Source organism: Phaeobacter sp. 11ANDIMAR09 (genome assembly GCF_001294455.1).
GTDB lineage: Bacteria > Pseudomonadota > Alphaproteobacteria > Rhodobacterales > Rhodobacteraceae > Pseudophaeobacter.
This window is the reverse complement of sequence record NZ_LIKT01000002.1, coordinates 120,412-146,774: the sequence shown is the minus strand read 5'-3', so window position 1 is coordinate 146,774 and position 26,363 is coordinate 120,412. Positions and strand designations below refer to the sequence as shown.

Annotated in this window: 25 protein-coding genes; 8 read left to right on the top strand and 17 right to left on the bottom strand. The window is 58.5% G+C overall.

Features of this window, described 5'->3' with window-relative positions; translation table 11 throughout:
* Nucleotides 1-41: 41 nt before the first annotated feature.
* From edd to AN476_RS02170, 4 genes are all read right to left on the bottom strand, one after another.
* A complete protein-coding gene (edd, locus tag AN476_RS02185) occupies nt 42-1,880 on the bottom strand; it encodes a phosphogluconate dehydratase (RefSeq protein ID WP_054459150.1) in 1,839 nt (612 codons plus the stop codon).
* Between the two features lie 68 nt (nt 1,881-1,948).
* The gene (gene zwf, locus AN476_RS02180) at nt 1,949-3,409 is read right to left on the bottom strand and encodes a glucose-6-phosphate dehydrogenase (RefSeq protein WP_054459149.1); all 1,461 of its coding nucleotides are present in this window, start codon (nt 3,407-3,409) and stop codon (nt 1,949-1,951) included.
* 44 nt (nt 3,410-3,453) lie between these two features.
* Nucleotides 3,454-5,079, bottom strand: coding sequence for a glucose-6-phosphate isomerase (gene pgi, locus AN476_RS02175; protein WP_054459148.1), 1,626 nt, complete (start codon nt 5,077-5,079; stop codon nt 3,454-3,456).
* Nucleotides 5,080-5,357: 278 nt separating this feature from the next.
* Nucleotides 5,358-6,395, bottom strand: a complete 1,038-nt coding sequence (locus AN476_RS02170) for an AraC family transcriptional regulator (protein WP_054459147.1) — start codon at nt 6,393-6,395, stop codon at nt 5,358-5,360.
* A 253-nt stretch (nt 6,396-6,648) separates the two neighbouring features.
* Here AN476_RS02170 and AN476_RS22780 point away from each other — a divergent pair, with 253 nt between their 5' ends.
* Nucleotides 6,649-6,825, top strand: a complete 177-nt coding sequence (locus AN476_RS22780) for a hypothetical protein (RefSeq protein WP_157063662.1) — start codon at nt 6,649-6,651, stop codon at nt 6,823-6,825.
* A gap of 45 nt (nt 6,826-6,870) precedes the next feature.
* On the opposite strand, the gene AN476_RS02165 is transcribed toward AN476_RS22780, so the two are convergent.
* The 5 genes from AN476_RS02165 to AN476_RS02145 form a co-directional block, all read right to left on the bottom strand.
* The gene (locus tag AN476_RS02165) at nt 6,871-7,518 is read right to left on the bottom strand and encodes a class I SAM-dependent methyltransferase (RefSeq protein ID WP_054459438.1); all 648 of its coding nucleotides are present in this window, start codon (nt 7,516-7,518) and stop codon (nt 6,871-6,873) included.
* Between the two features lie 4 nt (nt 7,519-7,522).
* Nucleotides 7,523-8,740 carry a DUF3419 family protein gene (locus AN476_RS02160; protein WP_054459146.1) on the bottom strand — a complete coding sequence of 406 codons (1,218 nt, stop codon included), beginning with the start codon at nt 8,738-8,740 and terminating at the stop codon, nt 7,523-7,525.
* 11 nt (nt 8,741-8,751) lie between these two features.
* Entirely contained in the window at nt 8,752-9,549 is a 798-nt protein-coding gene (locus tag AN476_RS02155; protein ID WP_054459144.1) for a UDP-2,3-diacylglucosamine diphosphatase, read from the bottom strand.
* A 234-nt stretch (nt 9,550-9,783) separates the two neighbouring features.
* Nucleotides 9,784-11,877, bottom strand: coding sequence for an ATP-binding protein (locus AN476_RS02150; protein WP_054459142.1), 2,094 nt, complete (start codon nt 11,875-11,877; stop codon nt 9,784-9,786).
* 73 nt (nt 11,878-11,950) lie between these two features.
* On the bottom strand, nt 11,951-13,213 hold the full coding sequence (locus AN476_RS02145; protein WP_054459141.1) for an ABC transporter substrate-binding protein: 1,263 nt from the start codon (nt 13,211-13,213) through the stop codon (nt 11,951-11,953).
* 288 nt (nt 13,214-13,501) lie between these two features.
* Here AN476_RS02145 and AN476_RS02140 point away from each other — a divergent pair, with 288 nt between their 5' ends.
* Both AN476_RS02140 and AN476_RS02135 read left to right on the top strand, forming a co-directional pair.
* Nucleotides 13,502-14,116, top strand: a complete 615-nt coding sequence (locus tag AN476_RS02140) for a TetR/AcrR family transcriptional regulator (RefSeq protein WP_054459140.1) — start codon at nt 13,502-13,504, stop codon at nt 14,114-14,116.
* 11 nt (nt 14,117-14,127) lie between these two features.
* Nucleotides 14,128-15,783, top strand: a complete 1,656-nt coding sequence (locus AN476_RS02135) for an acyl-CoA dehydrogenase family protein (RefSeq protein ID WP_054459138.1) — start codon at nt 14,128-14,130, stop codon at nt 15,781-15,783.
* Between the two features lie 78 nt (nt 15,784-15,861).
* Here AN476_RS02135 and AN476_RS02130 read toward each other — a convergent pair whose 3' ends face one another.
* From AN476_RS02130 to AN476_RS22775, 4 genes are all read right to left on the bottom strand, one after another.
* Nucleotides 15,862-16,227, bottom strand: coding sequence for a DUF5368 domain-containing protein (locus AN476_RS02130; RefSeq protein WP_054459135.1), 366 nt, complete (start codon nt 16,225-16,227; stop codon nt 15,862-15,864).
* 12 nt (nt 16,228-16,239) lie between these two features.
* The gene (locus AN476_RS02125; RefSeq protein ID WP_054459132.1) at nt 16,240-17,544 is read right to left on the bottom strand and encodes an FAD/NAD(P)-binding oxidoreductase; all 1,305 of its coding nucleotides are present in this window, start codon (nt 17,542-17,544) and stop codon (nt 16,240-16,242) included.
* A gap of 94 nt (nt 17,545-17,638) precedes the next feature.
* On the bottom strand, nt 17,639-18,076 hold the full coding sequence (locus tag AN476_RS02120) for a hypothetical protein (RefSeq protein ID WP_157063661.1): 438 nt from the start codon (nt 18,074-18,076) through the stop codon (nt 17,639-17,641).
* 221 nt (nt 18,077-18,297) lie between these two features.
* Nucleotides 18,298-18,444 carry a hypothetical protein gene (locus AN476_RS22775; protein WP_157063660.1) on the bottom strand — a complete coding sequence of 49 codons (147 nt, stop codon included), beginning with the start codon at nt 18,442-18,444 and terminating at the stop codon, nt 18,298-18,300.
* A gap of 68 nt (nt 18,445-18,512) precedes the next feature.
* On the opposite strand from AN476_RS22775, the gene AN476_RS02115 reads away from it, so the two are divergent.
* Nucleotides 18,513-18,995 (top strand): Rrf2 family transcriptional regulator, encoded by a 483-nt coding sequence (locus AN476_RS02115; protein ID WP_054459128.1) that lies wholly within the window; start codon nt 18,513-18,515, stop codon nt 18,993-18,995.
* Here the strand turns inward: AN476_RS02115 and AN476_RS02110 are convergent, their stop codons facing one another.
* Complete coding sequence (locus tag AN476_RS02110; RefSeq protein ID WP_054459125.1) at nt 18,996-20,033, bottom strand: zinc-dependent alcohol dehydrogenase family protein; 1,038 nt, start codon at nt 20,031-20,033, stop codon at nt 18,996-18,998.
* Nucleotides 20,034-20,207: 174 nt separating this feature from the next.
* Between AN476_RS02110 and AN476_RS02105 the strand changes: the two genes are divergently transcribed.
* Both AN476_RS02105 and AN476_RS02100 read left to right on the top strand, forming a co-directional pair.
* The gene (locus tag AN476_RS02105) at nt 20,208-20,750 is read left to right on the top strand and encodes a rhomboid family intramembrane serine protease (protein WP_054459122.1); all 543 of its coding nucleotides are present in this window, start codon (nt 20,208-20,210) and stop codon (nt 20,748-20,750) included.
* Between the two features lie 278 nt (nt 20,751-21,028).
* Nucleotides 21,029-21,634, top strand: a complete 606-nt coding sequence (locus AN476_RS02100; protein ID WP_054459121.1) for a hypothetical protein — start codon at nt 21,029-21,031, stop codon at nt 21,632-21,634.
* Nucleotides 21,635-21,725: 91 nt separating this feature from the next.
* On the opposite strand, the gene AN476_RS02095 is transcribed toward AN476_RS02100, so the two are convergent.
* The gene (locus AN476_RS02095; RefSeq protein WP_054459117.1) at nt 21,726-22,136 is read right to left on the bottom strand and encodes a universal stress protein; all 411 of its coding nucleotides are present in this window, start codon (nt 22,134-22,136) and stop codon (nt 21,726-21,728) included.
* Nucleotides 22,137-22,243: 107 nt separating this feature from the next.
* Complete coding sequence (locus AN476_RS02090; protein WP_054459114.1) at nt 22,244-22,570, bottom strand: antibiotic biosynthesis monooxygenase; 327 nt, start codon at nt 22,568-22,570, stop codon at nt 22,244-22,246.
* Nucleotides 22,571-22,687: 117 nt separating this feature from the next.
* On the opposite strand from AN476_RS02090, the gene AN476_RS02085 reads away from it, so the two are divergent.
* Both AN476_RS02085 and AN476_RS02080 read left to right on the top strand, forming a co-directional pair.
* Entirely contained in the window at nt 22,688-23,419 is a 732-nt protein-coding gene (locus AN476_RS02085) for a hypothetical protein (RefSeq protein WP_054459110.1), read from the top strand.
* A 67-nt stretch (nt 23,420-23,486) separates the two neighbouring features.
* Nucleotides 23,487-24,002: a HugZ family protein gene (locus AN476_RS02080; RefSeq protein ID WP_054459109.1), complete on the top strand. Its 516-nt coding sequence runs from the start codon at nt 23,487-23,489 to the stop codon at nt 24,000-24,002.
* Nucleotides 24,003-24,012: 10 nt separating this feature from the next.
* Here AN476_RS02080 and AN476_RS02075 read toward each other — a convergent pair whose 3' ends face one another.
* On the bottom strand, nt 24,013-26,298 hold the full coding sequence (locus AN476_RS02075) for a glycosyl hydrolase family 28-related protein (RefSeq protein ID WP_054459103.1): 2,286 nt from the start codon (nt 26,296-26,298) through the stop codon (nt 24,013-24,015).
* Nucleotides 26,299-26,363 lie beyond the last annotated feature (65 nt).

Genomic DNA, 26,363 nt, shown 5'->3' with positions numbered 1-26,363 from the left:
CGCGGGCGGAGCGACAGAAACTCAAATTTTCGGATCGCGGATCACCCCTGAGGCGATGGGTCCGCAGTTGGCAGATCAAAGACGCTGGCTCCGCTGTCGGCCGAGGTCACCGTGCGGCGGAACATGCCAAACATCTCGCGCCCTGTGCCATGCTGATAGCTGCTGAGGTCCGCCTCAGCGCAGGGGCGTTGCAACACGCCGGGGGTCAGGATCTCGAGCTTGCCGTTGGTGGCGTCAAGGCGGACCACATCCCCATCGCAGAGCTTGGCAATGGGGCCACCGTCCAGCGCCTCGGGCACAACGTGAATGGCGGCGGGCACCTTTCCCGATGCCCCCGACATACGCCCATCCGTGACCAGAGCCACCCGATGCCCCTGCCCCTGCAGGATTGCCAACATCGGAGTGAGGCTATGCAGTTCCGGCATGCCATTGGCCTTTGGCCCCTGGAAGCGGACCACGACAATGGTATCGCCGGAGAACTCCCCCGCCTTAAAAGCCGCCTTGGCCTCTTCCTGGTCCTGAAAAACCCGCACCGGCGCTTCGATGACATGATGCTTTGCATCCACGGCAGAGACCTTGATCACCGCAGTGCCCAGCGATCCGGTCAACCGTTTGAGTCCCCCTGTGACCTGAAAGGGATCGGACGCCGGGCGCACAATCGCCTCATTGAGGCTGATCTTGGGACCGGGGCGGAAGGTCAGCCCCTCTTCCTCGGACAAAAACGGCTCCTGCGTATATTGCGCCAGCCCCTGGCCTGCTACGGTCTTGGTATCCCCATGCAGGAACCCGGCCTCCAGCAGCTCGCCGATCATATAGCCCAGACCACCTGCCGCATGAAAATGGTTCACATCGGCCAACCCATTGGGATAGACCCGCGCCAAGAGCGGCACGACTTCCGACAGATCCGAAAAATCCTGCCAGTCCAGAATGATTCCCCCAGCCCGCGCCATGGCGATGAGATGGATCAGCAGGTTGGTTGACCCGCCTGTGGCCATGAGACCCACAATACCGTTGGCATAGGTCTTTTCATCCAGGATCTGACAGACCGGCGTATAGCTGTTGCCCAGCGCTGAAAGCGACAGGGCCCGCTTGGCGCCTTCAACCGTCAAGGCCTCGCGCAGGGTAGTGCCGGGATTGACAAAGCTGGAGCCAGGCAGGTGCAGCCCCATGAACTCCATCAGCATCTGATTGGTATTGGCCGTGCCGTAAAAGGTGCAGGTGCCAGGGCCGTGATAGGCCGCCATCTCGGCCTTCAGAAGCTCTTCCCTGCTCACCTCTCCGGCGGCGAATTTTTGCCGGATTTGGGCCTTTTCATCATTGGCCAGCCCACTGGTCATGGGGCCTGCAGGCAGAAACACCGCCGGGATATGGCCAAAGGCCTGGGCACCAATCACCAAGCCTGGCACGATCTTGTCGCAGACCCCCAGATAGACCGCCGCATCAAAAACATTGTGGCTCAGCGCGATGCCTGTCGCCATGGCAATGGTATCGCGGGAAAACAGGCTCAGCTCCATGCCCGCCTCCCCCTGGGTGACGCCATCACACATGGCTGGTACTCCGCCCGCCACCTGGGCCGTGCCGCCAACGCCACGCAGCGCATCGCGGATCAAGGCTGGGTAGGTCTCAAAGGGCTGATGCGCCGACAACATGTCATTGTAGGCGGTGACGATGCCCAGATGCCCGGCACTTGCCTTCGCCAGGGCCGCCTGATCCGCACCCGCTGCCGCATAGGCATGGGCCTGCCCCGAACAGCTGAGATGCGCCCGTGCCGGCCCCTTGCCTGCGGCCGCTTCCATCCGCTCCAGATAGGCTGTGCGGCTGTCGGCACTACGAGCAATGATCCGGTCTGTTACCTCGGCGAGAGTTTTATTGAGTCGCATGTTTGAGGCCTTTCGGGTGTCTGACTGGGGCTGGCGGAAAACTGGCAAGGAAAGGGTAGAGCGTCAGGTCAGGACCCAATCGTTCGCCACCGGCGATTGTCGCGATGCATCAGCAACAACGAATCCTCGGGGCAGGAACTGCCGCGATCATAGGGTTGCGGGGCAGCGCCGGACTGGCTCCAGCCCGCAATGATGGGATCTGCCCAGGCCCAAGCGGCCTCCACCTCATCGCCGCGCATAAACAGGGTCTGGTTGCCGCGAATGACATCCATGATCAGCCGCTCATAGGCATCTTGAGGGCGCCCGGCTTCGGGCAGGGAGTCGGCAAAGGTCATATCAAGATTGGCGCCAGTGAGCCGCATGCCACCCGGCCCCGGATCCTTGATCGTGGTGCGCAAAATGATGCCCTCGTCGGGCTGCAATCGGACCACGAGCACATTGCCATGCACGCCCTCAGCGCCTTCAAAGATATTATGCGGCGGATCACGAAAATAGACGGCGATTTCGCTTTCTCGGGCGCGCAGGCATTTGCCGGTCCGCAGATAGAAAGGTGTCCCCGCCCAGCGCCAGTTCGCAACCTGCACCTTCATCGCAATAAAGCTCTCGGTGCGGCTGTTTGGATTGCCAGCATGATCGAGATAGCTGTCCGGATCAGAGCTGGCCGGGTTGGCGCGATACTGCCCCCGTGCCAAGTTTTCCTGTGACACAGGCTCAAGCGCTTCGATCACCTTGACCTTCTCATCGCGCACCGCATTGGGGGTGAACCGCGAAGGGGGCTCCATCGCAATGAGGCACAACAGCTGCATCAGGTGGTTTTGCACCATATCGCGCATCGCGCCAGAGCGGTCGTAGTATTCACCCCGCCCCGAAACACCGATGCTTTCGGCGACAGTGATCTGCACATGGTCGATATGGGTAGAGTTCCACAGCGGCTCGAACAGGGAATTGGCAAAGCGCAGGGCCATCAGGTTTTGCACGGTTTCCTTGCCCAGATAGTGATCAATCCGGTAAATCTGGCTTTCGTCAAAGTGATCGCGCAACGCGGCATTCAGTGCCTGCGCCGAAGCCAGATCATGGCCAAAGGGTTTTTCCAAAACAATCCGGCTTGCCGGTGTAGCAATACCGCAGGCGCTGAGCCGGCTGGCGATCTCCGGAAACAGGCTGGGCCCCACCGAGAGATAAAACACCCGGGTGACATCCGCCCGCAATTGCTGCTTCAGTTCCTGCCAGCCCATGTCACCGGTGGCATCCACCGGTACATAGTCGAGCAGTTCGACAAAGGCCTGGATATCCTCTTCGCCGGTCTCGCCCTCCTGGCCAAATTCGCGGATCGCTGCGGCGACCATCTCCTGAAACCCCGCGCGATCCAACGCACTGCGCGACGAACCGATGATACGGCTTTGCGGGCAAAACTGGGAGATCTGAAAACGGTGAAACAGGCTAGGCAGAATTTTCCGTCGCGCCAGGTCGCCTGTGGCTCCAAAGAGCACCAGATCAAAGGGATCAACGGGAATGACGCGAGAAACCATGGTGTATCAGTTCCAGATTTGTGTGGTGCCGCCCTGGCGGCCTCTCAGGTTTCGGGATTGGGGGCTGTGAGTTTGGCCACCAGCCCCAGGGTAGAGCCATCCTTGCTGCTGTCCGTGCCTCCCTGGATCAGCGGCAGCAGATCAACAGCCAGCTCTTTGCCCAGCTCTACACCCCATTGATCAAAGGAATTGATGCCCCAGATGGTTCCTTCGGTGAAGACACGATGCTCATAGAGCGCAATGATCTGGCCCAACACAAAGGGCGTAAGACGTGGGTAAGCAAGCGTAACCGACGGACGGTTACCGGGAAAGGTAAGATGCGCAGTCATCCGGTCAAGGTCTGCATCGGCAATGCCCCGGCTCACCGCCAATTCCCGGGCCTGCTCTGCGGAACGGCCGCGCATCAGGGCCTCGGACTGGGCCAGGCAATTGGCCTTGAGCAGGTCATGCTGATGCGACAGTTCGGGCTCATGCCCCTCAGCGCCAATGAGGAATTCGGCAGGCACCACCTGCGTGCCCTGATGTAGCAATTGATAAAAGGCATGTTGGCCATTGGTGCCGGGCTCTCCCCAGACAATGGGGCCAGAGGTGCGGCTGACCCGGTGCCCCTCCAGGGTCACCCCCTTGCCGTTGCTTTCCATATCGAGCTGCTGCAGATAGGCCGGCAGGCGTGCCAACCGTTGCTCATAGGGGAGAATTGCGCGGGTGGCATAGCCACAGATATTGCTGTGCCAAATGCCGACCAGTGCCAGCAGAATCGGCAGGTTATGACGCAGGTCCGCAGTTTTGAAATGCTGATCCATGGCTGCAGCACCGCCAAGCATGGCACGAAAGTTGTCTCGGCCAACCGCAATCAGGATCGGCAGTCCCACCGGCCCCCACAGCGAATAGCGCCCGCCAACCCAATCGGCAAAACCAAAGACCCGCTCTTGCGGGATGCCCATTTCGGCGGTTTTGTCCAAGGCGGTGGATACGGCCACCAGATGCTGGTTTGCCCCCTCGCCAAGGGCCGTGTGCAGCCAGGAGAGCGCCGTGGCCGCATTGGTCATGGTTTCGGTGGTGGTAAAGGATTTTGAGGCAATGATGATCAGCGTGGTCTCAGGGTTCAAACCCGCCAGGCTTGCGGTGATATCCGCCCCATCCACATTGGAGACAAAATGGCAGCGCGGCCCATCGCAATAGGGAGCAAGCGCCAAGGTTGCCATCACCGGACCAAGATCAGAGCCCCCGATGCCGATATTCACCACATCCGTAAACTGCGCGCCTGTGCTGCCTGAGACTTCGCCACGACGCAGGGCTTGAGCGAATTGCTCCATGCGTTGCAGGGTCTCATGGATCTGCGGCATGATGTCTTCATCATCCACCCGGACCTCCGCCTCTTCAGGCGCACGCAGGGCTGTATGCAGCACGGCCCGTCCCTCGGTTACATTGATCGCCTCGCCCCGGAACATCTCCTGAATGCGCGCGCCAAGACCTGCCTGTTCAGCCAGTTCAACCAGCGCATTTAGCCCGGTCTCATCCAGAGCGGTTTTGGAGAAATCCAGCAGCAGGCCATCAGCCTCGCAGGAAAAGGTCTGAAACCGGCTAGGGTCCGTCTGGAACAAATCCGCAATTGTCGTCGCCAAGCTGCGCCTGCGATGTTCAACCAGCCCTGACCAAATTTTGTCCATTTTTCAAAAACCCTTAAAAGCCATTCAGCCGAATCATACCTCCTGCTCTTATGCAACACAGTTAGCGCTAACGGTTAGAGAGGTGAAGCCTTCATTCGCATTTGTTTCCCCCCTGTACAGCTTCGTGGCAAATGGCACATACTCCAGCCCCCGCTCTGACCTCCTAGACAGTTCAAATTCGATCAAAGCCCAATGGGCGATTTCCGCCGCATCAAAAGTCCCAAGATCGGTGAACCCTTGCAGATCCGTTTCCAGATCAACAGCAGCCTCCGGGTGCCTTATTCGGCAGGACTGGCCTCGATGCCGTGCCCCTCCCGCAAGGACCCGCGATAGGCCTTGGGGGTTTGGCCGGACCACCGTTTAAAGGCCCGAGAAAAGGCGCTTTGCTCTGAAAACCCCGTCAGAAAGGCAATCTCCGAGAAGGAATAGCTCGAACTGCCTATGAGCTGCTGGGCCAGCTTTCGCCGCGCCTCATCGGTAAGAGACTGAAAACTATGACCCCTTTCGCTAAGACGGCGCTGAAAGGTGCGCGCGCCCAATCCTAGGTTCTTAGAGACCTCAGACAGCTGTGGCACCCCGCCACTCAGCAGCTTTGCAATCTCTTCGACCACCCGCTCTTCAAAGCTGCTTTCCGGATCCGGTTCATCCTCAATGGATTGATCCAGGTGAGTGATCAAAAATTCCCAAACACCCGCGTCCCCAATGGTCGAAGGCCGGTCAAAATCAGCGATATCAAAATGCAAAGCATCAGATTGCGCGCCAAATTCGGGCACACAGCCAAAATGCGCAACCAGCGCATCAATAGACCCCGGTCTTTCATGCATGAACTGGACATGACAGGGACGCAGATCCTGCGTGGTTGTTTCGCGGCACAGTGTCAGCGTCGTGCCCATGGCGGCTTCGCTGGACAGAAAGCTCCCCATCCGGTTGATATTGGGACCTTTCATTGACCAGCGGAACTGATCTCCAACCTCTTCGGCCGCAAATGTGGCGACGCGGTTGTGCAGACGCACATAGCGCCAGATCCGCTGAAAGCCATGGCGCAAAGTGGGCGCAGATTTAACCGCCAAACCAAAAGCACCAAACTCGTCACAGCGCATGCTCTGACAGGTTTTCATGTGAAAGGTCAGATCGGGAAACTCGCTGTCCGCAATGGCTTCCATCAGATCAAAGTAGGCGGCTACCGGCACCATAACGGTGGGATCAGCGAGCTGTTCCGCGCTCATTCCAATCAGATCATAGAGCGGTGCTTTGTCAGCGATCTTCTCAGCATGTTCGATCTGTTTTCTGGCGTAGATTGTCGAAACGGAGGTCAATTCTCTACTCCAGATAAAGGCACTCAGCAGGGATTAGAACGGCCTGTGATGTGATAAAACCGCAATAACAAAGACGTTACCAAGGGTTCAGCCTTTGGCATTTGCTGTCAAGTCTTTGGCACGTCCAGTCAATATTTCGGCACCCAATGTCAGCTACTCCTTGTGCCATCCAAGGGGGAACGGAACCGTCAATTCCCCGACCCGCCCCAGCAATGCCTCATGGCACAGCCATTTTGACACAAGGAATAGATCCATGCACAACGCCCTCTTACCCCTGCTGAAATTTATCGCTCTTGCCCTGCTTGGCGGCAGCGCCACGCTGACGGCGGCGACACTTGTTCTGGGCCTTGGCGCGCCATTGGCGCGAGCCGATACCCCGCCCGGACAGGCGCCAACTGTGCTGGCTGGGTTTCAGCGTCCTCATTCTTGAAAGCAGCGCTCTCGGGGCACCTGACCGTCGGGATGCATCGGGGCATCACCCGTTTTTATGCAAAACACCGTATTGCGCGTAGCCTCTATAGAGCTGCCGAAACTTTGCCCGCCCCCCCATATCCGCAGCGACCTGGCCCAGCATCTCTTGCAGCTGCAACCGTGGCGTCACATGGAATTTATGCAACCAGCGATGCAGCATGGTACGGCTCCAGCGGGGCCATCCCGCGAGCCCAGAGAAATCCACCACATGCAGACTGCCCCCTGGCGCAAGATGTCCAAAAGCCTGACGCAGCGCCTGTTCCCAATCCGGGATCATGGAAATCCCATAGGATATAAAGATGCGATCAAACTCTGCGCGATCAAAGAGCTGGCCGCCATCAAAGCTGCAGGCATCCGCCTGGGCCAACCGCACAGTGCTGCCCAGCTTCTTTTGCGCAGAGACTAACATCTCTGACGAAATATCCAGACCGTAGAAATGGCATTCAGGGTACCGCCCGCCTGCCAGCTGTAGGTTCCGGCCGGTCCCGCAGGCGACCTCCAGCACATGAGCATGGCGGCCGGGACGCAGATCAACAAGCAGCTCGTCGCGACCAAAGAGATAGTATTTCCGGGTCAGATCATAGATCAAACGCTGATGCCGATAGGTCTGATCCATCAAGGAAGCATGGGTGTTCTGGCTTGCATTCTCCATCAGATCACCCCTGGAACCGGTACAGATGAAAGGCACCATAGATGGCAGAGCGATCCTGCCTGGTGCCGCGTTCCGAGGCCTCCGCGTCATAGGACCAACGTTGCAGGATATCCGCAGCCACCCGTCCGGGCAGGATATCCTTACTCCCGCCTGTGCGAAAAATGACCCTTGCCCCCGGTGTCGCCGTACGGGTGATTTCCTGCCACAGCTCATTCAACTGGCTGTCGTTCATCCAGTCCTGCGCATCCAACAAGACATAGCCCTGCTTGGAGCCCTGCGGCTCCTGCTGCAATTGATCCGTGAAGGACCGGTTCACGATCCGCCCCCGTTCGGCATAGTCCTGCAGAGCCTGAAAATTGCCCTGTTGCAAATAGGGCGGAAGCGCTCCGTCCGGGGCCGGGTCATAGCCACGCGCAAAGGCCTGCCAGGCAAAATAGTTCTCCCGTATCGGGAAGTCACACATCAGCTTGCGCACCCGTTCCCGTAGCACCGGCAAGACCGCGCCATTCCCATCAGCTGCCAGTTTGTCATACTGCGCCGGGGGAATGCCCAGGCCAAACAATACAGCCCGAAACCCTGCCAGTTTTTTTACCAGCCACATGTCGAACAGGGGCGCGATGTACTGGTCAAAGAACGCCTCTTGCTCCTGCAGGCTGCGCGCCGCCAGCAGGGGGGCAAAACTGACCCGCCCCAGCCGGGCGACCATATGCACGGCCCCCAGAAACCGCCCCAGCAGCCCGTAGCGATAGAACCCTTTTTGGAACAACGAAATCCGGCGGCTGATCGGCTGCCGTGCCTCCCAGTACTCCCGCGCGTGCGGCGGTAATTTTGCCCGGATATAGCGATCATAAAGGGCGGCATTGCTGGCCATGTCGGCCCGGCCAAAGAACTGATAGAAAGCGGCATAGTCCGGCAGGTTCCGGGCCCCTGTCAGCTTTAGCTCCCCCAGGGCCACATGGGCTGGGGATAGATCAACCGCGGTGACCGAGGCAGGCCCCGCCGTCAGGTAGGACAACAGATTGCAGCTGCCTGAGGCAATACAAACCAGATTGTCTGTCGAAGTGATCTGCAGCGCCGCCATATCGACCTCCGGGTCTTCCCAGATCTGCGGATAGACCAGCCCCAGAAACAGGCGCGAGAACAGGCGTTCCAACCTGCCGGTGGCGGCATCGCCGTCCTGCAGAACGGCAGCATCCAATTGGGCCTGGGCGGAAGAATTCATCGGGGTATCCCCTATACATTTTCTAGAGTTTTTTCTTTGCGCTGCGCCCGGCGCGCGCGATGACGGGAGCGCCGCGCAGAGCGTTCCCAATCGATCAGGGCGAGGCTGCCATCAGCGCGTTCAACAACGGCTGTGCAGCTTTCAACCCAGTCGCCGGTGTTCACATAAGCCACCCCATCCATGTCCCGAATGGCCGCGCTGTGGATATGGCCGCAGATCACCCCGTCATACCCGCCCCGGCGCGCCTCGGCGGTCAGCACGTTTTCATATTCACTGATGAAATTGACCGCCTGCTTGACCTGATGCTTGGCCCATTTTGATAGCGACCAGTATTGCCCCCCCCAAAGGTGACGCAGCCGGTTGAGCCGGGTGTTCAGCCAGAGCATGAACTCATAGGCCTGGTCGCCCAGATGAGCCAGCCATTTGGCATTTGTCACAACTGCATCAAACTGATCGCCGTGGGTCACCAAATATCGCTTGCCATCTCCTGCCGTAAACGTCGCAGAGGCAACCACCTCGATGCCACCAAAATGGGTGCCATAGTAAGAGCGCAGGAATTCATCATGGTTGCCGGGAATAAAGTAGATCCGCGCGCCCCCATGCGCCTTGGCCAAAAGGGTTTGCACCACATCATTATGGGCCTGAGGCCAAAGAAAGCCTTTTCGCCGGATCCGCCAGGCATCCACAATATCGCCAACCAGATAATAGGTTTCGGCCTCATGGCTTTTAAGGAAATCCAACAAAAGGTCGGCCTGACATCCCGGAGTTCCGAGATGGATATCGGACAAAAAGATGGTTCGGTACTTCATGCGCGCCGCCCGCTGCCACTTAGATTGCGCAAGGAGGTACTGCATCGATTTAACAAACGCGTGACAGTGAATATCCTTACCCCACACAGGCACAAAGAAAAATCAACAGGGAATTACATTTTAATTCAATATATTATGAGGTTTCGCAGCCAGAAGACGCCAGGCCTGATTGCCCTGTCCGCTCCGACGGGGACAGACCTGACAGGGCCTGGTGCCAATGATCAAGCGCAGCCTTCAGCTGTCCAGAAGGCTGCGAATCTTTGAGATCAGGCGCGGGCCGGAAACCGGCTTGCTCAAGAGAAGGCAGTTTGGCAATTCGGCCAGACTGCCAAGCGCATCAGGTCCATAGCCCGTCAACACAACGGTAGGACGGGCACCTGTTTTCTCTCGGAGGCGCTGCACCAGCTCCACCCCCTGCAAGGCTCCAGGCATCGTCAGGTCGGTCACCACCAGGTCGAAATCATCGGGTGCCTTGATCTTCTCCAGTGCCGCCGCACCGTCGCAGGCCTGCGTCACCAAAAATCCAGAAGCAGACAACCTCTGGCTCAATACAGTGCGAACATCCTCATCGTCTTCGACCAACAGGATCCTTTCATCCCCCAACAGGCCTGTAGATACTTTGCTGTCGCCGATCTGCTCTGGCACCCCTTGTGTCACCGGGAAGCTCAGCTCTACCGTTGTGCCCTGCCCCCAGACACTGCGAATGCTGATCTTGCCGCCAGACTGGGTCACAAAGCCATGGACCATGGCCAGCCCCATGCCCGACCCCTTGTCGACCTCCTTGGTTGTGTAGAAGGGTTCAAACACCTTCGTCAGCGCGTCTTCCTTGATACCCAAACCGGTGTCGATCACGGTCACAATAACACGATCCGGCGAAGCGCTACCGCCTGTTTCCCTGCCGTGGTCGGCAACCGTGATTGTCAGCCGCCCGCCCTCTGGCATGGCGTCGCGCGCGTTGACCACCAGGTTCAAGACTGCATTTTCCAGCTGCCCCTGATCCAAAAGCACGGCTTTCAAATGCGGGGAATAGGAGAACTCCAACGCGATGTTCTCTGGCAGCGTTCGGCGCAGCATCTCTTCAATTCCGCGCAGGACGAGATCTATTCGCAGCACCTGCGGGACCAATTGGGCACGGCGACCAAAAGACAAGAGATCATAGGTCAGTTTGGCTCCGCGTTTGGTTGCCATCAACGCCTGATCCGCGAATTTCTGCGAACTCGCATCAAGCTCCTTTTGCTCTTTCAAGAGCTCCAAATTCCCCATGATCACGGACAGCAGGTTGTTGAAGTCATGGGCAACGCCCCCAACCAACCGCCCGATAGCGTCGAACTTTTGGGTCTCCAGGGCAAATTTCTCTGCCTTTTTGCGCAGATCGATCTCGCTGCTCAGTGCTTCGACCGTTCTGGCAAGATCTGCTGTGCGAGCCCGCACAACACGGCGCAGGATAAAAATCAGCGCCGAGGCAACGAAGAGCACAGCCCCTGCAAACAGACAGGCCGTCACCAGCCAGGGCGGCAGCGGTGCCTGGTGAAAGGAAATCCATTCATACTCAGCGGAATGAAACGCCGAACCAAAGGTCATCTGCTGACGGTAGCTTTCCAGGTTCAGCGCCTGAACAAAGTTGCGCGGGGCGTCGGGTGGGACAATAAAATGATAGGAGTTCACCTGGAAGGGCAACTCGGGGATATAGAGCCCCTCTTGTTCTGCCATGCGCACCGCAAAAAACGTGTTGGTGATTGCCAGATCCGCATCGCCAACCATGACCGCATCAACCGCGCCCTGCACCGAAGAGGTCCAGATCAGTTTGCTCTTGAGCCCTTCCTCCCGCAAGAACCGGCTGAGGTCGCGTTCCTGAATGCTGTTGGCAAGGACGGCAATGCGCTTGCCCTCAAAATCGGCCAGTGTTTTGATCTCGACCCCTTCAGCGGCGACGATGGTCGACCAAGAGTAGATGAGCGCCTCATTGATGTATTGGAACTGCTTTTCCCGCTCCTCGGAGAAGGCAACATCAGGCATCAGATCCAGCTGTCCCTGCCTCACCATCTGTAGGCAGGCTTCCCATTCACATTCGATATATTCAAATTCATATCCCAGGTTGGACAATATGGCCTCTGTCACCTGCGGCCAAAAACCTGTGGGCTGCCCCTCCGCATCTCGAAAGATCTTAGGCGGGTTTTCATAGAAACCCACACGCAGGGGTTCAGCTGTCAATCGTGTGGGCAAGACGACAAGAAGGGCCAGCCCCAACAGGGCGCAGAGCCCCCTCGTGGCGCAGTGAAACCTTGGCGGGATCTGCTTTAACACAAAAAATTCCTTTTTATACAGCATGTTAAATCCAGACTCCGACCCTGGGTCAGGGTCAGGGTCAGATCAGAAGATGCCAAATTTCCAAGAAAAATAGTTACTCGTTAGCATAGCCAGCATTGCGCAGAATATCGCGATCAATGTCCCAGACCGCCTCGTCCAGCACCTGTTTCACGTCTGCTCCCTCTGCAATCTCAACCAGAGCTCTTTCAAACACTTTTGCAATGACAACATAGCTGGGAGAGACGGGTCGCACCAAGGCCTGTTTGCGCGACAAATCGACAAAGCCCGACAAAGCCCCGTCCGGGCCATAGTTCACTGACCGCCGGGCCGCAGAAAGCGTCGGCGGGATCAATCCCAGTTCATTTGCAACTGCGGTCAGATAGCGGTCCTGTATGGCAAAGGCGACAAAAGCACTGGCCCCTGCCACATGTTTGGAGGTGGCCGAAACGCCAAACTGCCAGCTGCCGGCGCCAATCACGCTGCCCTTGCCAAAATCAGGGGCTGGCAGGAACAGGGCGTCCTCACCATGGGCCGCAATAAAATCCAATACGGTCCAATTGCCATTCCAGGCCATGGCATATGTGCCATCAATCAACCCCATGGTCCGGTCCGGTTGCGGCGCGTCCATGCCAGGGACCAACCCGCGGTCAAATAGGGATTGCCACCACTGGCCAAAATCCAACGCCTCTGCGCCATTCAGCACGCCCTTGGCCGACAGATAGGTAGAGCGGTCCACCAGATCACCACCAAAGCTTTGCAAGAATGGACTCAAGGCATAGGGGAACCATTCGCCCGCTCGCGCAGTGCCTAGATCAAGAGGATAGTCGAACTCTCCTCCGGCCTTGATCTTGACCAGCGCCTCTTCGAATTCTGCGGCACTCCAGGGCTGCGCCAAATCGGGCAAACGAATACCATGTCTTGCCAAAGTCGATCTGCGTGTCAGGATCGCAACGGCAGCCTCCCATAGGCCGACAGAATAGATCTCGCCCTTCCAGCGTCCAACGGTAGAGGGCAAAAAATCCGCCACCAGGCTTTGGTCAATGTTCAGCGGTTGCAAATATCCCTGCCAGGCCCAATTCGCCACGACAGGGGCATCGACATCAATGATATCCGGCAGGTTCCCGGTCTGAGCAGCCCGCACAACGGCGTCATTGTAGCTGCCTTCCGGAAAGCTCTTCAGGGTGACTTTCCAATCCTGCTGGCTGGCATTGAAATCCTCAACGATGCCCAAAATCAGAGCGCGCTCAGTTTCATTCTGCGACCCATGATACCACATGCTCAGCTCTGTCTGTGCCCGCGCCCAAGTTCCAAACATCATGGTCACAACAACAAGTGTGAGAAGTCCAAACCGTGTCATCGCTACTGATCTTCTTTCCCAATGCTGGCCCAGCCTGCCCCCTCACGGGAACTCCAGGCGCATCCATACAATCCTTGGGCTAACCTAGTCGCAGTTTCGCCCCTCAGGCCAGCCCCATTTGTGTCACCGCACAGCCCTGAGCAAGAGCGCCGCCGTGCCGCCCGGCCCGCTCCTGGCAAGTGCCCCCTTTTTAACTGACGTTGCGTTTGCCTGCCTAAATGGTGGTCAAGCTTGACACAATAAAGTGAATCACGGTTCAGTATTTCAAAATGAATCCGGATTCACATCATGGCCTATCGCGCAACCGAAAAGACCCGAAAGCACAAGGAAGAGGTGCAGCATAAGATTCTTAGCGTAGCGCGCCAAACCGTCGCCGAGGGTGGCTTTGCCGCCGTTCACATGTCGTCGATTGCGGCGGCTGCGGGACTGGCAACCGGCACGCTCTACCGCCACTTTCCCTCCAAGGCCGATCTGATGGCCGAGGTGTTTCGGCGGGTCACCCAGCGCGAAGTCCTGGTCATGTCCGAGATTGCAGCCTCTGGCGGTGCTGCCGCTCCGCGCCTAACCGACGCGTTAGAGGTTTTTGCCCGCCGTGCGCTCCAATCCCCAGTGCTGGCCTATGCCCTGATTTTTGAGCCGGTAGACACCTTGGTCGACAGGGAACGCCTGGTGTTTCGCAGATCCTATGCCGAGGTTCTGGGCCTGATTGTCGAGGACGGAATCGCCAGCGGCGAATTCCCGGCGCAAAACACAGCAGTGGTCGCCAATTGCATGGTTGGCGCCCTGGCCGAGTCTCTGATCGGACCACTTGCCGATGAGCCAACGACCACCACCGGCGATAGAAGCGCCGACATCCAGGCCATCGTCAGCTTTTGCCTGAACGCCGTCACCGGACACCCATAGGGAGCAATCACATGAGCTATCGCAATCCAACTGCCGTTCTTCCGACCCATGAAGTCACCAATATGCCACCGCATATGGGGGATCAGGATCTCTGGAGCTCGGATCTGGCGCTGCGCGAAGGAATCGCGCGGGAGGGCGCCGCCTGGGCGGAGCCGCAGCTGGCAGATTTTGGTCAGGTTGCGGGCCGCGAAGAGGTGCTGGAGCTGGCCAATCAAGCCAACCGCTTTGACCCCGAGCTGAAACCTTTTGACCGCTACGGGATGCGGATCAATCAGGTCAGTTTTCATCCGGCCTATCACGCGCTGCAAGATCTGGCCGTGGCGCATGGGCTACCGAATTTCGCCTGGAACAACGGCGGTGCGGGCGCGCATGTGGCCCATGCGGCCTTGAACTATATGCTCAACCAAATCGAGGGTGGTGTTCTCTGCCCCATGGCCATGACCTATGCGGCCATTCCGACCCTCAAGGCCAGCCCAGAGATTGCCAAGGAGTGGCTGCCAAAACTGCTCTCGACCACCTATGACAAACGCGACATCCCTGTTGGGGAAAAGACCAGCGCCCAGATGGGCATGTTCATGACCGAAAAACAGGGGGGATCGGATGTACGGGCCAATAGCACGCGCGCGGTCCGTGACGGCGAAGGCTATCGTCTGACCGGGCACAAATTCTTTTGCTCAGCGCCGATGTCGGATGCCTTTCTGACCCTCGCCTATGCCGAAGAAGGACTCTCCTGCTTTCTGGTCCCGCGCTTTCAGCCAGATGGCCAGCGCAATGGGCTGTTCCTGCAAAGGCTCAAGGACAAGCTCGGCAACAAATCAAATGCCTCCAGCGAGATGGAGCTCCAGAACACCTGGGGGCTGCTGGTTGGCCCCGAAGGTAAGGGGATCAAGACCATCATCGAGATGGTGCAGGGCACCCGCTTCTACTGCGCCTTTGGTTCGTCGGCGCTGATGCGGCAGGGGCTGGTGCAGGCGCTGCATCACACCGCGCACCGCTCGGCCTTTCAGAAGCTGCTGATCGATCAACCCCTGATGCAGAATGTGCTGGCGGATCTTGCCCTGGAATCTGAGGCCGCAACCACGCTGAGCCTGCGTCTGGGCCGTGCCATTGATGAAGGCGAAGCTGGCAACCAAGAGGCCGCAGCTCTGGCCCGGATCGGCACAGCGATTGGCAAATATTGGATCTGCAAACGCGCCCCAAACCACACCTATGAGGCCATGGAATGCCATGGCGGGCCAGGGTATGTCGAAGAAAGCATCTTGCCGCGTCTGTATCGCGAGGCGCCAGTGAACTCGATCTGGGAGGGTTCGGGCAATGTGATCTGCCTGGATGTACTGCGTGCGCTGCAGCGCGACGCAGAGGCAGGCCCCGCCTTCCTGCGCGAGGTGGAAAGCGCCAGAGGCGGCAATGGGCATCTGGACAAGGCCCTCGACGATCTAAAAGAGGCCCTGGCGGATCACAGCGACATCGAGCTGCGCGCCCGGCGCCTGACCGAACAGATGGCGCTTGTCTGGCAGGCGGCGCTGCTGGTGAAATCCGCGCCGGCTGCTGTATCGGACGCCTTTTGTGCCTCGCGCCTGGGCGCAGCCTGGTCCGGCAGCTATGGCACCCTGCCCAGGGGCGCAGATTGCAACGCCATTGTGCAACGCGCCAGGGGCCTTGGCTAAAGGGAAAGCCGCAAGCAAAAAAGTGGCCAGTCCCCGGCTGGCCATTGTCGTTCTGCGCAAGATCGACCCACAACAGGTTCAGCTCTTGTCGCCCAGGCGTCGGGGGTCTGAAAACAGCGATTGCACAGTATAGACCAGAATCGCCATCCCGATGGCCCCGCCAAGTGCCACGCCTAGAAAGACGATCAGATCAATCGGCCCGCCCAGATTGGCCAATCTGGAATTGGTCACCACCATGACGAACCAGACCGCTGCAATCGCGCCAATCGGCATCGACAATTGCGCCAGCAGGAACTTTTGCCAGCTGATGGCCCGATCGCGGATCAGCACATAAAAATAGGTCAGGGTCACCAGCAGGGCGACAAACACCATCGCCCAGAACACCCCCCGCCCAAAGATCTCTTCGAATACGGCGATCAGGGTTCCAAATGTCATATCTTTCATCTTTTGCCCTCCTCAGGCCCGGCCACGCAGCATGGCGTTATAGGTGGCCTTCAGCGCCACTTCCTTCATCAACCAGCTGATCCAAAGCTCCTCGAGCGGGGCAATGATCCCGGGAAAAGAGGGCACCAGATTGTTCTGATAATCAAACTCGACCAGCATGGCGCGCCCCACCCGGGTGATCATCGGGCAAGAGGTATAGCCATTGTAGGTCTCGCGTGGCTCAGTCCCGGCAATGGCCGAAACCAACCCGTCTTCGACCACCGGCACCTGCCATTTCACGCTGGCTGCGGTCTTGCCCTTGGGCACCCCTGCCACATCGCCCAGCGCCCAGATCTCGGGGTAGCGCAGATGGCGCAGCGTGGCCTTGTCACATTCGACCCAGCCCTGATCCGTCCATTTGTCGGCCCAGCTGAGACCCGATTGCCGGATCACATCGGGCGCGCGCTGTGGCGGGACCACATGCAGATAGTCATATCCCATTTCCACCTCACCCTCGGGCGTGGCAAAGCGCGCACGTTTGGCCCCGGCATCAATGGATTTAAGGGTGTGCCTCAAATGGCTGTCGATGCCGCGATCTCCAAACAGCATCCGGACTTTCTCGGCCACGATAGGCACCCCAAACAGCGCGCCCTGCGGCGCGGCATACTGCACGTCGATCTTGCCGCCATTGCCTGCGCGCTTGGCGATGTCATCAATCAGAAAGGTATGTTTGAGCGGCGCACCGGCGCATTTCATCTCGGTCTCGGGGCGGGTAAACAGGCCAACACCGCCCTCTTCGGTAAGTTTGGAGGCCGCTTGCCAGGTCTTGGCGGCATAATCCGGCCCGGCGTAGAGCGCACCAATGCCGTTCTGCCCCACCATATCCAGCGAAAAGCCTTCAATAGCATCGTGATCCAGCACCAGCCCTGGCGCCACCACCAAAAAATCATAGCCCAGAGCCTTGCCGCTGTCGGTGGCCACAGTCTTGGCTTCGGGGTCGATGGCGGCCGCCCGTTCCGGGATCAGCGTCACGCCGCTAGGCAGCCAGTCCGCAGTCAGGCTGGTGACATAGTCGGCGGGTTTCAAACCTGCCGCCACCAGCGAAAGCCCCGGTTGATACAGATGCTGAACCCTGGGGTCCAACAGGGTAATCTCTGCCCCGTCCAATCTTTTCATCAGGCGGTTCGCCAAAGCGGTCCCACCCGCCCCGGCGCCTATAATGACGATGCGGGCCTTTGTGGCGACCTGCGCCTGCAGATCTTGTGGCACCGTCAGGGCAGCGGCTCCTCCAGCTGCAAGTCCGAAAAACTGCCGACGCGTGGCGTTCAGTTTTGTCATGACGTCCTCCTCAGGAAAGTTGTTTGATAGATGCCAAACACAGCACATCGCGTTGCCCCTCCGCATCCAGAGGCAGAGGGGCAACGCGATCTCGTCAGTAGGACGTCACCCGGGCATTTGGGGCGATCAAGGCCGCTGCCATCTCTTTGGGATTGGCGACCCCTACGCCTTGCATCAGAATGGAGGCATCGGCGCCTTTTGACGGCAGGTAGATGGCGCAGACCTCGACCTTGGCCCCTGGCAGGGCGGCAATCTTGCTCATCAAGCCACGGGGGCTCATATCGCGCGGGGGCTGCGGTGCCGTAGCCGTTTCCGGCGCCTCTTTGAGCGCGATATCTGCGGCTGGACCACAGAGCAAAATATGGGGAGCTGCCCCCTGTTTTGCCGCCTGCATGGCCAGAACCATCGCCATCAGTTGCGTTTGAGGTTCCGGCGCCGTCAGGACCGTCACCAGCGTCTCGGGGGTCTCCTGCGCCAGAGCAGGTCCGGTCAGGGAGAGGGCTGCAAGGGTAGCCAAGGCAAGTTTCTTCATCACGTTTTCCTTTATTGCATTAGGCTGCATCGTTAGTGCGGGCCAAACTCGTGACGCCAAAGGGCCAGGCCAAGACGTCAGGCCATTCCTGCCAAAGCCACAGAAAGCAGCCCAAAACCGCCCTGCGGATCCCCTTTGCACGAGTCCCTTTGGCCTCTTTTCCCACATCAAAAATGCGTATTAAGAGTATTCATATTCCATTTTAACAATGTTAAATTGATCTACATCAACTTCTCATCTAAAATATGGAATATATCTATTGCAGCCGCTGCACTGGCTGGGACATCTGGATCAATCGGTGCCGCTTTGCGCACTGCGCTGCCCTGATCCTTAGGGATTGCCGCCTGCGATTGGTCGATCTGCGCCATTCTTGATGTAGCTCAAGGCCATTCAGGTATTTCCATTGCAGAAATAGTCCACCGCGAGAGGAGCCAAAATGCGATTGACCACCAGAACCAATCTTGCTGCGCGCATATTGATGGCCTGCGCCAATACGCAGGATCGTCTGCTCAAGACTGCGGATATCGCAGCGCTGTGCAACTCTTCGACAAACCATACCGCCCATGTGGTACAGCGGCTGCAGAGCGAAGGCTATATCAGCACCATGCGGGGCCGCACCGGAGGCATTCGCTTGGCGCGACCAATGGATCAAGTCTCGATCGGCGAGATGTTCAGACTGTTTGAATCCGAAATTCCAGTGGCAGAGTGTTTTGAACCTGACACAAACAGCTGTCCGCTGACCGATGTCTGCCGCCTGCGCAACTATATCCACAAGGCACTGGATGCCTTCTATCACGAGCTGGACATGGTGACGCTCCAGGATCTGGTCCAGGGCAATTGTGGGCTGACTCAGCTGCTGGCACAGCACCCCGCCGGAGCGTCGCTCTGTGATCGCCCTGGAGAGGCCACTGTCGCCTGATCAGAACCGGGTGATGACCGTGGCGCCGAGGGACTGGAACTGATCCATGTTCATCAAAGCCTGAGGCGCCTCAGCCAGGCTGATCTGATCTCCCACCAAAAGCGCCGGGTTCAGCTTACCGCTGCGCACCATATCCAGCATTGCGCCATAGCGATGCGCCTGCATCCCGTGAGACCCCAAAAGCTCGATCTCCTGGCCGACGATCTTGGACATGGGAACCGCAGGGAGCGCGTGCTCCCCCAGCATCAACCCGACCTGAATATGCTTGCCGCGCGGTCGCAGACACAGAATGGAATTGGTCATGGTGACGGGATGGCCCAGAGCGTCCAGCGACACATGGGCGCCCCCACGGGTGAGATCCCGGATAGCGGCAGGCACATCTGCCTCCCCCCCGTTGACAGTGGCCACTGCCCCCAAGCTCTGGGCCAGCGCCAGTTTGGCGGGATCCAGATCGACGCCAATCACATTGGCACCAGCAGCGCTGGCAATCATCACAGCCGAGAGCCCGACGCCGCCACAGCCATGCACCGCCACCCATTGCCCGGCAGAAACCCGCCCCTGGTCCACCACCGCCCGAAAGGAGGTGGCAAAACGACACCCAAGACTGGCAGCCGTTGCGAACTCCATATCCGAAGGCAAAGCCACCAGATTTAGATCCGCCTGATGGATGCCAACATATTCCGCAAATGAGCCCCAGTGGGTGAACCCGGGCTGCTCCTGATGCAGGCACACCTGCTGTTGGCCCGCGTGACATTCCGAACAGGACCCGCAGCCGCAGATAAAGGGCACCGTCACCCGGTCTCCCGGCTTCCAATTGGTCACCTCCCTGCCCGTCGCGACGACAATCCCGGCAAGCTCATGACCGGGAATATGCGGCAGGTCGATGTCGGCGTCATGCCCCATCCAGCCATGCCAATCACTGCGACACACCCCCGTAGCCTCGACCTTCAACACAACCCCGTGCGGCTCCGGGCTGGGATCATCAACCCTGGTGAGTTTGGGGGCCTCTTGGAACTTTTCAAACAGGACGGCTTTCATGGCAGTGTCTTTCGCGGCAGGGCTCAATAGCGTGGCATTCTCCGCTGCCACGTTATGCGCGCGCCAGGCGCTCCTCCAGGGACAAAATGCAAAACCACGCCCGTCAATCGACCCATCATTTCGCCACCTGACCCTTCGTGCTAATCCTGTTCACAGAAAACAGTGTCAGAGGTGATGAATTTGGAACGGTTTTACTGGCTTGCCATACTCATAGCTGTGATCTGGGCGGTGCAGGGGGTAAACCTGATCTCGGGCTATGCGCTAAACGATTGGTTCGGCTTGATCCCGCGTTCCATCGGCGGGCTGGACGGGGTTGTGATGATGCCATTTCTGCACGGTTCCTTGAGCCACATCGCGTCAAATACCGTGCCGCTGGTTGTGCTGGGCGGCTTGCTGACCCTCACCGCGCCCAGGCTGATCCTGCAGGCCTCGGCCATTGTCGTTGTGTTTGGAGGTCTAGGCCTCTGGCTTTTTGGGGCCAGCGCAATCCATGTGGGGGCCTCGGGGCTAATCTTTGGCTGGTTTGGGTTTCTGGTGACCCGAGGCCTGATCGAAAAACGCCCCCTGCCCCTGCTGGTCGCCATTGGCGTTGCTTTCTTTTACGGCACCATGATCTGGGGTCTCTTGCCCGGACAGCCAGGAGTAAGCTGGGAGGCTCATCTCTTTGGCTGCTTGGCAGGGGTTTTTGCAGGCTATGCCCTGCGCAGCCGCGCCTGATGACCAGACTAGGGAGCAACTGCTAGCAAGAACCTGTGGTCACAACAAAGATGGCTTCGGCACCAAGAGCGTCCCCGGCCAATTGCCGATGGCGATGCTGAACATCCGATCAAAGGTCCTTTGGTCCTTTGCCTCCAGTGGGCCTAAAGCGACTGACCAGGATCGACGCCCTGGGTTTTGCCAGACTTGGTTCAACTGGGGCCAAGAATGCCAAGCCTCGGGTGGCTTGCTTCATGCTTCCTTCATGCTACCCTGCCCTGGTAATGAGGAGAGTTTTTATGAATATTATTAAACGAATTGCAGCCTCTGTTCCTTTGATTGCGCTCTTTGCCCTGACGCAAAGCCCAAACCCAGCGCAGGCGGGCGGAGATGCGGGCGGCGGTGGCGCCGCCTCTTATGGCTTAAGCAACGCAACAACCAGATCCGTGGTAAAGACGCTGACACGGGGCGGCGACCGTTGTAGCAATCAGCCGCCAGCGTATCGATGTGATTGCTATCGTTGGGTTTATCGGCGCGCCGCAAGCCAACTGGAAGGAAATGGCGCCTATTCCGAGGCCAAAGAAGCCCTGCAACAGGTTGAACGCCGACTAGAAGCAGTGGTTGCGCAGAACCGCGACACCACCCAGCCCAAACGCCGACGTGCCCTTGAAACCTATACTCCAGTAAAGCCGGCCTCCATCCCACGGGTGAACCGCGCCGCCGTGCAGGCAATGGCCCAGGCAGAAACCGTCCTGCTGCGCTCTGCAGCAAACAAGCAGGAACACTATACACGCATTGCTGCTGCAGTGAATTCCAACAAGATTCTGCTGCGATCCGCGCTCTTGCCCGGTGGCATGATCCGCCTGGCCAAAACCCTGATCACCGGATTTCTGCGCCACGCCTAAAGACATGAAGACGACCGAGCCCTAGGGCCTGGCCGCCTTCGCTGAACCTTCCGGCTGAAAAACCACTGTGGCCCCATGGGGCCGCAGGGATCTACCGCACCACATGCACGGCGCAGGCCGCATGACGCACCACCTGGCTGGCGGTCGATCCCAGCAGCAGATCCTGCATGCCTGGACGGTGAGATGAGATGATCACCAGATCGGGTTTGTTGACCTCCGCCCAGTCAAGGATCGACCGCCCCGAGTGCCCTTCGATCACAAGGCTGTTGGCAGTGTTTGGCAGCGTCTTGGCCAGGGCCGCCAGCTCAGATTCCAACGCTTTGCGTGTGTCGGCCAGATAGTCTGCAGACATGTAGGAGATCGCATAGGCCGGCACCTGTTCAACCACATGAAGCAGCGTAATCTTAGCCTCTGGTGTGGCTAAGAGCTGCGCAAGTTTGAGCGGCGCCGATACATCCCGATCCGGGTCAAAGGAAATTGGCACGAGAATATTGTGGTACATGAAAGCCTCCTTGGCTACTCGCCTAAGGGGAGCATGGACCCAGATCATCCTACGGACCTTGATTCAAATCAGGGACTTTGCCCTTTGTGACCTCACCTCTTGTGCGATCAGGACGCCTCGAATGTGGCAGAGACCTCATACATCACCGGTTCAAAACTGCGACAGAGCTCGTTGATTTTTCGGTTGCGTGCCCGCATCTCATCAGAGCGCAGCATCGCCATAAAATCTTCGCGGCTGCGCCATTGTGAATAATTTGCAATCCGCGTCTGTGCATCATTCACATGCAGCCCCGCCGCCACAAATCCTGGCTGTTTCGAGATAAAGGCACCATAGGCATCCTGCAGCGCATCCAGCAGATCCTGACAGGTCCCTGGTGTCATTTCAAAGGTCGTAATGACCGTTTGGATCTCCGCACCATCGGTAATTTTTGGCATAGGCTTCTCCCTGGCTGTTTGGCTAAGTGTGACCAGCCTACGATGGTTGCGCCAATAATATGACTCGTTTTTTCCCCACGGGCTTGTCAGCAGCGGTAGCGCACGTATGGATTGCATATGTTCGATCTCCCCTCCCCTCAACCACGCACGTCTCGTCCTGGTGTTTTTGTTCTGGCGCTCTGCCTTGCTGCCTTTCCCTTGATGGCCAAAGCAGGCGCCTGGAAGCGCCCGGTTGATACCGGCTTCTCCGCAACCAGTGTAACGCTGCGAAAATCCGAGCAGGGGCTGGTCAGCGAGTTTGGCTACTATCGTGACTTTGGGCTTTCACCCCGGTTTGATCTTGGAATTGATCTGAACCAGCAGGACAACCAATCCGGCCATGCGCTGGTCTTTGCGCGGCTGCCTCTGCGCCAAGGCCCGCGCAGAACCCAAGTCGCGGTCGAGCTGGCTCTGGGAGGTAATCACACAGCATTCGCCTGGCACCCGATGTATCGCCTCACCCTGTCCGCCGGACGCAACTGGGCGACCCGACAGGGGCTTTTCTGGGGCAGCGTGGATCTGGCCTACGAGCAGCGTGGCGATGCCGATTATCCGCTTTGGAAACTGGACGGGAGTTTTGGACTAGAAAGCAATCGCCGGGTCTCACCGCTGTTGCGGATCGAAACATCTCTGAGCCGAGGCAACGATTTCACCTATGCAATTACACCTTCCCTGCGCATCAAGCTCGCCAATCTGTCCTTGGCTGACAAACTGGGCTTTGAGCCCCGTGACCTGACCATCGGGCTTGAATACCGGCGCGCAAAAACGCAAAGTCTGGGCCTAAAGGTCGCACTGTGGCATCGCTTCTAACGCGGCGCTCTAGCCAGAACCTTCCGCTGCTCCCCTGATCAAACAACTGGCTCAGAGACCTATCCCAATGACACAGCCCCCCTCGCAACCAGCCCCCAAACCTTCCCCGATCCGACCCACCGATGACGCCGCCCGCACCCTCGCACAAAGCCTGATGGAGACGGCCCGCTTTGCTGCTCTGGCGACGCTGGACAGCACAGGCTGCCCGCTTGTCACCCGGGTTGCCTTTGGGCTTTGCCCGCTAGGTCAGCCCATCAGCCTGATCTCCAGCCTTGCCCTGCATGGCCAGTATCTGCGCGCCAATCCAGCCTGCTCCCTGCTGGTCGGCGAACCCGGCCCCAAGGGGGATCCGCTCACCCATCCGCGCTTGAGCCTGGTCGGCACGGCAAGGTTCGTTGACAATCAAAGCAGCCAACACACGGAATTGGCCGCGCATTACCTGCGCGGCCATCCCAAATCCAAACTCTATATCGGGTTTGCCGATTTCTCTTTTGTGCGCTTTGACCTGCGCCTGGGCAATTTGAACGGCGGCTTTGGCAAGGCTTTCACTCTCAGCCCTGACGATATGGCCCAGCCCGGCTAGGGCCGCCGGCCTATTTGTCGACCCGCACTACCACCTGCACTTCGCCGCGCAGGCTTTCCCCCCAGTTCAACCGGATCTCATCCTTGTTGCTGCCCTGTTCCAGCTGCACCCAGGGGCGCGGATATCTATAGGTGCCGCTGGAGTTGCGCATTGGACCAATGGCCACCACCGCATCCACCGCCCGCGCGCGTCCCAGAAACGGCATCGCACCGGCGGTCGAAACCGTCCAGCTACTGGCAACCGTTGCCTGTTCATGGCGAATCCGCATAGGGCTGGCAACCGGAGTGGTGATCCCATGAAAGGTATTGCCTTCAAAGAACACCGATTTGCTGCGGCTAAAGTCCAGGTCAGAGAAACTTGTATCCACCCGATCCGCCCGGTCGATATTGCCATTGATCGAACGGAACTTGTTGCCTGAAATGCTGACCCCATTTAGGAAATGCCCATTGCCATAGGGCTTAATCACCACATAGCTGAACCAGGGGGCGACATCGCTGGACAAGAACACATTGTCGGTAATTGACAGCGCCGAAAACGAAAACCCGGTGGTGAAATTCGGGGTTGGATCCTGCTCATTGGTCCACTCAATAAAGCAATTATCAACATAGTTGTCCGAGATCGTCGAAGCACAATAGGTCGAGGCCATGACCAGCCCTGCCGTCCGCACCCCGTCGGCCACCCCATCTCCTTGGAAAAAGTGATTACCGGTGATCGTATTGTTGGCCCCGGCCAGCAGGGCAAAATGGCGGAACTTGGTCACCCGGTTATTGCGCAGCTTGGCATCATTGGCATTGACGTTGATCCCAACGCTGCTGCGGTTGGGCACGGTTTCGGCCTCCTCCGCCGACAGGAACTGGCAATTGTCCACCAGAATGCCCTGACACCCCGAACCGATCGAAGTGATCCCGCGATCCTTGGGGCGCGAGACGAAACAATGGTCCAGACTGAACACCGTCCCCGCCGAAGGCAGCCGTAGAGCTGAGCAATGCGAGTTGCACTGGATCTCGACCTCGGTCATGCCAAATTTGCTCAACGCGCTAAAGCCACTGAAATCCAGCAGATATTTAAAATCCTTGAAGGTAAACACCTGGGTGCCAGACGCATCATAGAGCGGCGCATTCAGGGTCAGCTCACCGGCGCCGGTATTCTTGCTGCGGACATAGATCTCGCGCCCAACGCCGCTGCCCTCGACCAAGGCCCCAACGGGGATATTGGCGATATTGCTGACCGCCTTCAACTTGCGCGGATCATTGGGATCATAGGTGGCCTGCTCGCTCCAGACCTGCGTATCCCAGGCCGCCCCGCCCGAGGCCGAAAACTGCCCGTTGCGGATCACCCGCCGTGTCGAATAGGAGCTGCGATTGGGCACCGCTGCCTGCATGTCGATCGGCGAAGTCACCGTCACCATGCGCCCTCCCAGATCCAGGGATTCGTGATCCGATGAATTCAACAGCGCCTGAAAGGCTTTCTTGAACCCTGCCTCTTCATTGCCAAAGGCAGCGGCGTAGGTCGCGAAATCAAAGTTTTTGCGCAGCAAGAGCATCCGGTCCACCGGCATCCGCAGGCTGCCCTGAAAATGCACCGGATTGTTCAATGAAACCGTCTGCGCCAAAAAGAACTGCCCGGCAGGCACCAGGATCTGTCGCCCCGCAGCCGCCGCATCCGCCGCTTCAAAGGCAGCAGTGTTATCGGTGACATTATCCCCGACAGCACCAAAATCCACGACATCCACAACCGAAACCATGTCCCGCAGAAAGGCGCTGGTCAGATCCGTGATCTCAATATCGTCAATCCGAACCACCCCCCCATTGGGGCCAATCAGGTCCAGTCCAAAATGACCATATCGCGCCGCCAAGCCCCAGGCCATGTCCACACCCGTTCGATCGCCAATGCCAATGATGGCGCTGACCTCGACCACAGATCCATAGGAGGTCAGCGTCGTACTGCTCCCCACCTCGGTGACCCCTGAAAGATGAGACTCACTGCTATCCCCGGCCCAGGCCGCGATCCGCACTGTCGGCAGGGCGCCGCTCACCGCCTTGATCCGGGCCTTCACCTGCAGATAACACCCCGGCAAAAGCGGCGTCTTCCCCATGTAGCGCAGCCGCTGGGTCGCCTCCAGCTTCTGCAGTTCCAGACAGCCCGCAAAATCTGCATCCGCCACCACGATGGCCGCATTGGCCGCGCCGTCATATGTGTCGGACCCAGGCGTGCCATCTCCGCTCGACCAGACATCCAGCCCCGCCTCGAACTCTGGTGGCATCAACTCCAGACCCGCCGTAATCACCTTGTTCATCCCAAAACCCTTTCCAACAGCGCCCATGCACAACGCCGCCAAGAGCTAGAGGCCCGAGCTGAAAA